The sequence below is a fragment of the uncultured Streptococcus sp. genome, from assembly GCF_963518475.1.
Lineage (GTDB): Bacteria > Bacillota > Bacilli > Lactobacillales > Streptococcaceae > Streptococcus.
This window is the reverse complement of the sequence record NZ_CAUQJA010000004.1, coordinates 65,870-77,465: the sequence shown is the minus strand read 5'-3', so window position 1 is coordinate 77,465 and position 11,596 is coordinate 65,870. Positions and strand designations below refer to the sequence as shown.

General features: G+C 40.0%; 7 protein-coding genes. All 7 read right to left on the bottom strand.

The window, feature by feature from the left end:
* Positions 1-31: 31 nt before the first annotated feature.
* Complete coding sequence (locus RYK12_RS02585) at positions 32-5,938, bottom strand: ZmpA/ZmpB/ZmpC family metallo-endopeptidase (RefSeq protein ID WP_314846753.1); 5,907 nt, start codon at positions 5,936-5,938, stop codon at positions 32-34.
* 2 nt (positions 5,939-5,940) lie between these two features.
* Complete coding sequence (locus RYK12_RS02580) at positions 5,941-6,504, bottom strand: TIGR01440 family protein (protein ID WP_000659517.1); 564 nt, start codon at positions 6,502-6,504, stop codon at positions 5,941-5,943.
* A 114-nt stretch (positions 6,505-6,618) separates the two neighbouring features.
* The gene (locus RYK12_RS02575; RefSeq protein WP_314846751.1) at positions 6,619-8,310 is read right to left on the bottom strand and encodes a sensor histidine kinase; all 1,692 of its coding nucleotides are present in this window, start codon (positions 8,308-8,310) and stop codon (positions 6,619-6,621) included.
* A complete protein-coding gene (locus RYK12_RS02570) occupies positions 8,307-9,044 on the bottom strand; it encodes a response regulator transcription factor (RefSeq protein ID WP_314846749.1) in 738 nt (245 codons plus the stop codon). Before RYK12_RS02570 ends, RYK12_RS02575 begins: the two co-directional genes overlap by 4 nt.
* A gap of 70 nt (positions 9,045-9,114) precedes the next feature.
* Positions 9,115-10,227, bottom strand: coding sequence for a peptide-methionine (R)-S-oxide reductase MsrB (gene msrB, locus RYK12_RS02565; protein WP_314846747.1), 1,113 nt, complete (start codon positions 10,225-10,227; stop codon positions 9,115-9,117).
* 9 nt (positions 10,228-10,236) lie between these two features.
* Positions 10,237-10,800, bottom strand: coding sequence for a redoxin family protein (locus tag RYK12_RS02560; RefSeq protein ID WP_314846746.1), 564 nt, complete (start codon positions 10,798-10,800; stop codon positions 10,237-10,239).
* Positions 10,801-10,813: 13 nt separating this feature from the next.
* A complete protein-coding gene (gene ccdA2 / locus RYK12_RS02555; RefSeq protein ID WP_314846744.1) occupies positions 10,814-11,524 on the bottom strand; it encodes a thiol-disulfide oxidoreductase-associated membrane protein CcdA2 in 711 nt (236 codons plus the stop codon).
* Positions 11,525-11,596 lie beyond the last annotated feature (72 nt).

Genomic DNA, 11,596 nt, shown 5'->3' with positions numbered 1-11,596 from the left:
ATCTACCTTTTTATTATTTTCTTACTATTGATTATGCTTTAGTGAATAAATCACCAGCAAATCCATTAGATTTTTGTAAGAGTTGTTTATAAACTTTCTCTTTCAGACCAACTGTATTTCCAAATCCATTCGCTTTGAGATCTTTTTCAACTGCTTCATCAAACAATTCTTGAAGCCTTGCATAAGTTGAAATTTTCTCACCATTAATTTCAATTTCAACAAAGCCTTTTTGAGCTTTCTCATGTACTTCATGGTACCAAGCAGTTTTCCATTCTTCTAAGTTTTGGAATCTTCCATTTGAAACTTTCTTAATGATGAAATCATCTCCAACATAACCATTGTTCTCTTTCTTAGCAGCATCTTTATATTTATTAGAAGCGTATCCTAAGAAACCATCGAGATAACCAAAGTAACCCCACATACGGAATGTATTATGTTTAAATGAAATAGAACCTACAGTACTTCTACTTGTGTTACCACCATAGATACCTGCCATCATATTAACAGTTTGATAAGCAGTGTCGAAACCTTCTGAACGATAACGTCCATTACCAGGCATTCCATGCTTGGTAACAAAGTTATTGTTTACCAATTGATCAATCGTTGTCAACTTCATGTTTTTCTCTTCATCATTTAAATCACGAAGTTTATCCCATTGATGTGGTTCACCTTTTAGACTGTTACGATCAGCATTCGAACGCCATTCTCGATCCATTTTCTTGAACCACTTATCATTGGTTCCTTCATTTTTCTTAATGACCGCATCAGCTTCTAAGTAATCAAGCATCATCATTGATTCATTATAGTTCTTCATGTAATGATCAATCTTCTGACGACTATCTAGCATATTAGGATTATAGTTATACCATTGATTACCATCATTTTGACGTTCATAAGCCATATTTAATCCTAAGGCACCATACTCACCATTTGGATTTGAGACAGATGGTGATTGTAACATACCTTGAGCAAAGGCTTCAACGTCTGTTCCTTCACGGTGACGCCATGTTCCTAAGTAGGCCATACGGTCATTGATGTGAGTTGTTTCGTGAGTGAATGCAGATGTACCAAAATCACTAATCATGCTAGAGATGATGTAATATACAGCCTCTTGTGGTTGTGGATTTTGGAAGATATAAGCGTATGCACCCATTCCATTGTATCCGTGCCACTTATCAGTCGGACCATAGAATTCACGAATTGGAGCAAAATCGCCATTCTTAGTATGTCCCATACGGTCAACCCAACCAAGACCTGGTACATCATGATTATCCCAAATTGCAGATGGTACCATATTCTCACTCTTAAGAAGTTGATTACGTACATTATCAGCAGCAAGTCTTGACCAGAAGTCTAAATAATTAATTTGTTCTTGCGCACGTAAATCAACTTGCTTCTTGAACGCTTCACGTTCTTCTGCCGTATTCTTACCATATTTCTCAAATGAACTAAACGCAATGGTATTATAGGTTGTAATTAAAATCATATGCGCTTTCTTCAGATTCAGAAGTGGTAGAATATAACGTCCGTGATGTCCATTATTAATTACTTCATACAATTTATGTTTCTTATTCGCAAAATCAGGATTTGATGATTGTTTCTCAACAACATAAGCATTGTCAGCAATGTTATTCTTGAACCAAGTATTCATATCTGTTTCACTAGTGAATAATTCCATGTTGTACTTCAGGAATTCGTGTAAGTTAGCTTTACCAGTAGCACTTGCAAGAGCTCTGTTAAATGTATCGTGTGATTGATCACCTTTTAGGTTGTTACCATTTGATGCGAAGCTGATTAATCTATCAAGTACGTTAACGTTCTTACCGTAGAAATCCGGTTTGAAGGTCATCATATTTTTGATATTTAATCCGTCAAATTTAATTCCATAGTATTGGTTTAAGTAAGCCAGAGCTAACATGATTTTAGCTTTGTTATCTTCAACTTTTTTAATCAATGCACGTTTAGCTGCTTCGTCCGTATTTAATTGATGGTCTTCATTTTCAACTAAAGCTTTAACTAAAGCATCAAGATTATCTTTAACTTCTTTGAAGCTTTCCTCCATGTATAACATCTTAGGATTGTTATTAATCTTACGAACTTCATCTGAATCAAGTTCAACAGAAGCTAATTTAGCTTTGATACCATTAATCAAATTTGCACGATCTTTAACAACCATGTTTGGTGTATAGACAACATCACCTAATCCTTCAATACTATATTCACGAACTTGTTGAACCTTAGATTCTTTTTGTGTAATAGCCTTAATTTCTTTCGTCTTATCAGCGTAATGAATCATAATATGGTCAGCATCTGATAAGTCGGTCACAAATTGTCCATCTTTCATACCTGTAACAGATAAAACTTCTGTATTTAGTAATTTAGAATCTGCAGGAATCTTATTACCTTGATTTACAATCCATTCTTTGTTGTAGAATGGTTGAAGTTTTTCAATATTACGGTAAGCAAGTTCACGAGATACGTCATAATCTTGAGTAGATTTGTAAGTATCTGCTTTTGCTGCCTTATGGTTTAACTTATCTACAAAATGTTCAGTTATTGTATATTCATGTGCAGTAATTCCCATTTTAGCAATTCTGGCATCAGCTTCTTCTTGGGAAACACCCTTCCAACGACTAGAGCGAGAATATGATTGTTTACCTTCACTTACACCATTGACGAATACATTATTATTTCGAACCCAGTTTGCACCAAAGTAATCATCATCCTCTGCATCACGAGAACCGTAAAGAATCTCACCACCATTCTTCACTTTCATCATGGTAACGTTATTTTCAGCAAGCCCCCACGACCAGTTAGAATGAAGCAGACCACCTGTTTCAAGAGGTTCTTTCACATCAATCGTACCTTTTGCCACGGAATTCTTCAGACGTCCCCATGCACTAACGTCCATTGGGTTATCACCGTGATTCAATTTAGCAACCAGGCCACCGACCTTAGCTTTATTCCCTTTAATATATGCATCAATGTAAGAGTTGTCTGTGTTACTTCTCCAGCTTTCACTTACAAGTCCACCAGACCACCATCCTGCATTACCAACACTTGTAATATTACCAATAAACGCAACATTACGCATATTGGATTCATCCAGTTTATTGACCATACCAGTAACATCATTGTTACCTACTACGTTACCTGTCACTTTAATATTTTCAATCGTTGACTTTTTAAACATATCACCAAGCGGTGCTGTCTTATTAGCCCAAGGCATGTTGATATCGACATTACCTAGATTGAAGTCATGAATATGAGCGTTTTCAACTCGGTTGAATAGTGGACGCGCTAGGTTATGAATTGTAAAGCGCTTATCCCCATCACTAGACAACTTACCTTTAAACGTTCCTGTTACATACTGTTTACTTGGTGTTGGAACATTGGCAGCATTCAAATCTGCACCAAGTTTAAACTCACCAGTTGGGTCTTTTTGCATATCCTCAATGAGTTCTTTAAAGTTGTAATAGACATTTCCAATCTTTGGTAATTGTTTTTCAAAGTAATGTACATACTCTTCGCTTAGTGTATCATCAGCTCTACGTTGAACTAAGTCTGGAGCTTTTGCTACAACTTTGTACAATGTTTTTCCATCAACAACAACTTCTTCAACAGAACTTACCGCAAGTCTTGTTGTTTTGTTATCATGAGTGGTTACACGCAAATATAAGGGAGCAACATCAGCTGGTTTTTCTGTAAGCAAACTAGTATCTGTTTCGTTTCCATCAGCGTCCACACTCATCAAGCTTGTTTCTTTGATATTTTTGATTTCAACTTTTTTAAGGTCTAACTGAATTTCTTTATCTTCTAATGTTTCAGTTTCTAGGCCTTCTCCACGATCATAAACCATTGTAGTAGATAGAGTGTAACCTTGATAATATTTCAATTTGTCTAAAGTAGCGTTTAAATTATTTTCAGCTACCGTTACTTCTTTAACAACTTGTCCAGTCTTATCTTTCAGAGCTACTTTAATCGATTTGATTTCTACTCCAGCTGGCTTAGTCAATGTATAACTAGCTGTAGCACTCTTCTTCAAGACATCTTTTTCTGTTTTAGCCCATTCTAAGGTTGGTTTTCCTAAACCTTTTGTACCATTCTTAATAATTTTATCTTGAGGTGCTTGAAGAACTGTTTCTTCTACTGTTGGAGCTTCATTTGTTTTTTCTCCACGAATCGTTTTATAGGTTTCAGTAATTTGTTTCTTACCGTTTACACCTTCTTGAGCTACCTGTCTTGTTCCGCGTTTTAAAGTGTCATCTTCTTGTTCTTTTGTTTCAAAAGGAATGACTTCTTCTCTTGTTTCAACTGTTGTTCCTTCAAGTGGTTTCGTTCCTTTTTTAACGACTTTAGAAACGGCAGGAGTTTTCACTTCTGTAGTTGTAGAAAGGACTTTATCTGTTTCTTCACCTTCAACTGTTTCGTAAGTTGTTTTCGTAACTTGGATACCTTTAGAACCAGGGGTTTCAACTACTTCTTCATCCACATATTTTGTATCGTCTGGAACTACTTCTGTTGTGAAATCTAATTCACTTTCGGTAGACTTCTCAACTGTACCTGTTGTTACTTTATATTCTGGGTTTACTTCTTGTACTGGTGCTTGACCTTCTTGACCAGGTTCTTGAGTTCCCTTTGTTGAAACTGGTTCTTTATATTCAGGAAGTTTTGGCTGTACTAAAGCTTGGCCTTGCTTCTCGCCTTCTTTTACTTCTTGAACACCTTTGGCTTCATGATACTCTGGTAGTTCTGGTTGCGTCAGAGCTTGTCCTACCTTACCTTCTTCTTGAGTTCCTTTTACTTCAACTGGAGCCTCTGGCAATTCAGGTTGTGTTAAGGCTTGGCCAGTTTTACCTTCCTCTTGCGTCCCTTTAGCTACCTGATGCGTTGGTTCAGCTTGTGGTACTGGAGTTGGAGCAGGTTGCACCTCTTTCTTCGTTCCGACTGCAATGACTTGCGACACAGGATTTTGGACTACTTGGTCTTCGATGACTTCTCTAACTTCTTGACCGTTGACCATTGAAACTTTGCTTACAAGGCGACGCTGACCCTTTACTCCAGCTGTGACGATATGAGTCTGTCCTTCTGCTAGATTCGCATCTGGGCTTGTGATTGTTTCAAAAGGAATCTCCACCAAGCTCTCTTCCTGTATTGTCTGAGGCTTCTCAGAAACTGGTTTTTCTTCAATAGCAGGAGCAACTGGAGTCTCTACTACTGGATTCTCAACGATAGTTTCTGGAGCAACAGCAGGTCTTTCTTGAACGACTTCTGTTTTCTCGATTTCATTTGCATTTTGCTTTTCTACTGGAAACTGAGGCTGTTCTGCTGAATCTGGTCTTAATGGATGGAGTTCTGCTTCCTTGAAGTAGCCAATGTATTCATAGCCATCAATGTGGATAATCCCTTCAGCCAAGCCTTCATGTGTAGAGGCTGAAATAGTTTGGTTATAAGAAAGCAATTCTTTATTTTCAAATGCGAATGTCCCATAAGGTACAAAGGTACTGGCTCCTAAAGAACCAATCAATAGAACACCTAGAACTTCTCTACGACCTTTTTTAGACACCAAAAAGACTGCTAGAGAAGCTGTTGCCAAGCCAAGACCTGCTAGAGCGACTTCCTTGCTTCCTGTGTAAGGAAGTTGTTGACTGGTAGTCGCCTTCTTGCGATAAACTACATAAAGAATATCATCATCTTGAAATTCTGTAGGAACCTCATGATGAATCAGGGCTTTTTCAGACTCGGTCAATTCCTGCTCCGCCAAATAACGGTAATGAACACTATGAGCACCGCCAACTTCATTGGCTTGAACCTTATCTACTGAAAGAGTACTAGCACCAAAAAGGAAGGCCCCGATGGCTACAGGACCTACCCCAACAGTTAGCTTACGAATCGAATATTTGGTGATTTTTTCTAGTTGTTGTTTTGTTTTTCTCATTCTCACGACTTTCTAATAGAATCTTGTGGATAATGCGCACGCGCACCTCCGATTAATTTTGGACGACTAGCTAAGGCCGTTACATGGGCATGCCCAATCTCTCTCAAAAGAGGGCGAATCGGAACCTGAACATGCTTGACATGCATGCCAATTGCAGTGTCTCCGATATCCAATCCAGCATGAGCCTTGATAAATTCAACCTCAACTGGATCTTGCATAAACTTGAAGGCTGCCAACTGACCTGAACCTCCTGCATGGAGAGTTGGAAGGACACTGACGATTTCCAGGCCAAACTGCTCTGCCACCTGACGTTCAACAACGAGGGCCCGATTGACATGTTCACAACCTTGAACAGCTAGATGAATTCCTTTTTCCTCTAAGATATCTAGGATGGTCTTCACGATGATTTCCCCAATTTCTTGGCTGGATTCCTTGCCAATCTGACCACCTATCACTTCACTAGAAGAAAGGCCCAAAACAAAAATGGATCCTTGCTTCAAATTGGCCTTTTCTAATACATCTTTTACAATCTGGCTTGTTTCTCTTTGAATGTCTTTTTCCTTCATACTTGATACCTCTTTTGTCATTATCTATCATATCGTTTTTTCTACGTTTTAGCAAGATAGACAACCTAGAAAGCTTGCCCAATTACGCATAAAACTCCCAGAATTGACTGGGAGTTAGCTAGTTTCTATTCCATTTATGTATATTTCAACCGTCGTCCCTTTGTCAGGGGCAGAATCAATCTTCATCTGGTAATCTTCTGCAAAATGAAGTTTGAGCCGTTGGTCAACGTTTTGAAGACCAACTCCCCCACGTTTGAGTTGACTTTGACTACTATCGCTAGCATCTTGGAAACCAACCCCATCATCCTCAATGCGGATGACTAGTCCTGAACCCTGTTTCTGAACAGAAACTCTAATATGTCCCTGACCTTCCTTTTCCTTAATGCCATGGTACAGGGCATTCTCTACTAAGGGTTGTAACACCAGCTTGGGCAAAACTAGCTTATCAAAGGCAGGATTTTCATTAATTTCGTATTCCAGCTTATCTCCATAGCGTTGTTTTTGGATAAAGAGATACTGGCGGACATGATTAATTTCGTCAGAGAGGCAAATCAAGTCCTTGCCTTGATTGAGCGCCAAGCGGAAGTAGGTAGCCAAGGACTTGGTCACCTGCACCACACGCTGACTATCTTGAAATTCAGCCATCCAGATAATAGTGTCCAAGGTGTTATAGAGGAAATGCGGATTAATCTGGCTTGATAAAGCTTGAAGTTGGTACTGACGGGTCGTTTCTTCTTGCCTGCGAACATCTGCCATCAACTGATCAATCTGATCCAACATGGCATTGAACTGACGAGACACTTCTCTCAGTTCATGGGCACCAGTTTCCTTGGCACGAAGATTCTGATTACCAGAAGCAATCTCCAGCATGGTTTCTCTCAAGTCATTCAGAGGAGCAATCCAGCGTTTAAGACTAAGCCACACCAAGCAGAGACAGGCAAGAAGAGAGGTGACACTAGCTCCAAGCAAGGTCCACATGAGTTGACTCCGAACCTGGTCTAACTTCTCCAGCGAAGACACGCCAAGCACCGTCCAATCAGTTCCAGCAATCTTTTCTTGACTGACGTAGGATTTGTGATCTGGAGTATAGCCCTGCCCTGTCTCAATGTAGGGTTTCATAGCCTCCATTTCGCTAGACGAACTATAAACTGTGTGTTGAGGATGATAAACAAATTCATGGTTTTCATTGATGATAAAGGCAAAGCCCTGCTGACCCAACTGAAGTTGGTTAAGATAGGCTTCCAGAGTTTCATAAGAAATATCCAAACGAAGCACGCCCAGATTGGCTCCCTTTGCATCAATAAGTTCTTGAGTGACAGAAATGACCCACTGGCTATCTGATTTACGAGCTGGAGTCAAAATGGGCATGGCTCCCTGATGAATGGCCTTTTGGTACCAATCCTCAGCCATCATATCAGAAGAAGTTTTCATCTGCACACTGTCATCTGTAGAAATGACCTGACCGGATTTAGTGACCAGTACAACAGCTTTCAAATCTTGGTCTGCCTTCAAGATAGTCAAAAATAGATTTCGAATTCCCTTGACCTTGTCTTGACTGGGATTCTCAGCATAGGCTAGGACATCCGTCTGCTGGGTCAAACTAGTCGAGGTGGTTTCTAATTTTTTGATATAAGACTGGATAAAGTGGCTAGTTTGGCTGATAGTCGTCTGGCTATTGCCCTCAATGCTAGCCTCAATGGCTGATGAACTAGATTGATAGTAGAAAGTCCCAACCAGAGCTAGGAGAATGAGAAAGACCAGAAAGATGGAAATAACCATTCTGACTAGGAGAGAAGAACGCTTCATCGACCTTCCCCCTTCTTAAACTGACGAGGTGTCACACCTGCAATCTGTTTAAAACGTTGGGTAAAATAGTTCATATCTTCAAAACCAACCTTTTCGGCTATCTCATAAATCTTTAAGTCTGTGGTCAGGAGCAAGAGCTTGGCTTGTTTGACACGTTCTCTCACCAGATAATCTTGAAAAGGCAGGCCTAACTCTTTCTTAATCAAAGAGCTCAGATAAGTCGGGCTAAAACCCAAGTCACTGGCCAAAGACTTTAAACTAAATTGGCTATCAGCCAGATGGAACTGGATTTTCTGAGCCATATTTCCCTCAAACTTATCAGTCAATAGATCTTGTAACTGCTCGTCTTTCTCTTCCTTATCCAACTTCTGCTTGATTTTCCCCAACATTTCCTCAATATCCTGACGAGAAAAGGGCTTGAGCAGGTAATCGTCCACACCTAGTTTGACAGCAGACAAGGCATAATCAAAATCATCGTAACCCGTTAAAAAGACCAAATGCACCTGAGGATAGGTTTCTCGGACCAGACTGGCCAACTGGATGCCATTTAGCTGAGGCATGTTGATATCGGTTAAAATGATATCTGGCACCTGCTTTTGAATCAAGTCCCAAGCCTGCCTTCCATTTTCAGCCTGACCGATGATTTCCATATCGTAGGCTGCTACATTGACCAGTTTAGTCAAGCCTTGTCTTATCAGATATTCATCTTCTACGATTAAGATTGTATAGGTCATGCTTCTCTCCTTTGTCACTTACTAGTATCAGTATAGCAAAATTCTCCTCTAACTGCTTAGGAAAGCCCTCTTAATCAACATAATCTAGTAAATAAGCGTAGCCTTTTTCTTCCATTTGATTTTTGGGAATAAAGCGGATAGAGAGACTATTAATACAGTAGCGCAAGCCCCCCTTGTCCTGTGGTCCATCCGTAAAGACATGACCAAGGTGAGAATCTCCAACTCGGCTCCGCACTTCCATGCGTGTCATATTGTAGGACTTATCTTCCTTGTAGGTGGCAACATCTGGACTGATGGGTTGGGTGAAACTAGGCCAGCCACAACCAGACTCAAACTTGTCCTTTGATGAAAAGAGAGGTTCGCCAGTTGCCACATCCACATAGATACCAGATTCAAATTTATCCCAGTAGCGGTTTGAGAAAGCCCGTTCTGTTTGATTTTTCTGGGTAACTGCATACTCCTCAGGTGACAGGGTCTTTTTCAATTCATCATCACTTGGTTTTGGATATTTGCTGGCATCGATGACGGGATAGGCCGCCTGATTGACATTGATATGGCAGTAGCCATTTGGATTTTTCTTGAGATAGTCTTGGTGGTAATCCTCTGCCACTACAAAATTCTTCAAGGTCTCCTTTTCAACTGCTAGAGGTTGATCGTATTTCTTAGCCACCTCATCAAAGACTTGGTTAATCACCTCTAAATCCTTGTCATCTGTGTAATAAACACCAGTACGGTACTGGGTCCCCACATCATTTCCTTGTTTATTTTTGCTGGTTGGATTGATAATGCGGAAATAATGAAGCAGGATTTCCTTGAGGGAAATTTGATTGGCATCATAGGTAACATGAACAGTCTCCGCATGACCTGTTTGGTTAATCAATTCGTACTTGGTTGTCTCCCCTCTACCATTTGCATAGCCTGAAACGGCATCTGTCACCCCGGGAACGCGTGAGAAATATTCCTCCACTCCCCAGAAACATCCCCCAGCTAGATAAATTTCGTGCAAGTCTGCGTCTTTACTAATTTCTGTTTTTTTCACTGTTTTTCCTCCTTGGCTAACTGATGCTTTCTCAATTTGCGAGCTATCTGTCTGCCCTGCATTTCGCATCAATAGAAAATAGAAACCGCTTATGGCTAGGAAAAAGATTCCTGCCAAGACAAACAATTTTACTTTATCATTCATGACCTTTCTCTACCCCATTTCTTTCAATGTTTTTAAAATCATATCCTTATCCATAAAACCTGGTTGCGTTTTGACCAGCTTGCCTTCCTTGTCTATAAAGGCTTGAGTTGGGTAAGAACGGACACCATAACTTTCCAAAAGTTTGCCTGATGAATCAATTAGAACTGGAATATTTTTATAATCCAAGCCCTTGTACCAGTTCTTAAAGTCCGCTTCTGCTTGTTCCCCCTTGTGTCCAGATGATACTACCGTCAAGACCACATAATCATCACCAGCATCTTTAGCAATTTCATCCGTATCTGGAAGACTGGCTAGACAGATGGAACACCAAGAAGCCCAGAATTTGAGATAGACTTTCTTACCCTTATAATCAGATAAGCGATAAGTCTTGCCATCTACTCCCGTCAGTTCGAAATCAGCAACCGCCTGACCTTTAGTAGCAGTTTGTGAACTGACTTGTTCTGTTTTCGTTTGCTCCTTCATAGTAGATTCGTCTGACATGTTTTTAGCCGAACAGGCTGCTAAGCAACAGATTGATCCGACTCCAAGGAGACATGTTTGCCATTTTTTCATTTCTTCTTCCTCTCTATTCAAATAATGTAGTCAAAATGGAAGCATTTCCCAAAAGCACCAAGATTCCCATCACGATAATGAGGAAACCACCCACTTTTTTGAGGGTTTCAAGGTAGAGATGAAGTTTTCGGAAATGTTTCAAAACATAGCTGGAGGCTAGAGCTAAAACCAAAAATGGTAGTGCTAGACCTAGCGTATAGATTAACATGAGACCAGCTCCCTGCCAAGCACCTGAACCACCTGAAGCCGCCAAGGCTAAAACAGAACCCAGAACCGGTCCCACACAAGGCGTCCAAGCAAAACTAAAGGTCAATCCCAGTAAAAATGCCTGACTATAGCCCTTACCCTTTTGCCCCTGTCTCTTTAATTGTATCCTTCTTTCCTTGTAGAGTCCCTGAAAATGTAAGACTTCCATCTGGTGCAAGCCCAAGAGAATGATGACCGCACCCGTCACATACTGAAACCAAGAAGCATACAGCAAATTGCCTAAAAACCCAGCTCCATAGCCCAGTAAGATAAAAATAAAGGAAATCCCTATTATAAAAGCTAGAGTTCGCAATAAGCTAACAACTGAGATTGAATATTTTCCACTAGAAAGCTGAGCACCATCTTTATCATCCAACAAGACCCCTGCATAAACCGGCAACAAGGGTAAAATACAAGGAGAAAAAAAGGAAAGAATTCCAGCAAGAAAAACACTGATAAAAAAGATTATATTATCCATTGCCTTCCTCCATTCTTTGATTTGATAGGACTATTATAGCCCTAAAATTCCAGAAAAAACAGGGGCAATGAT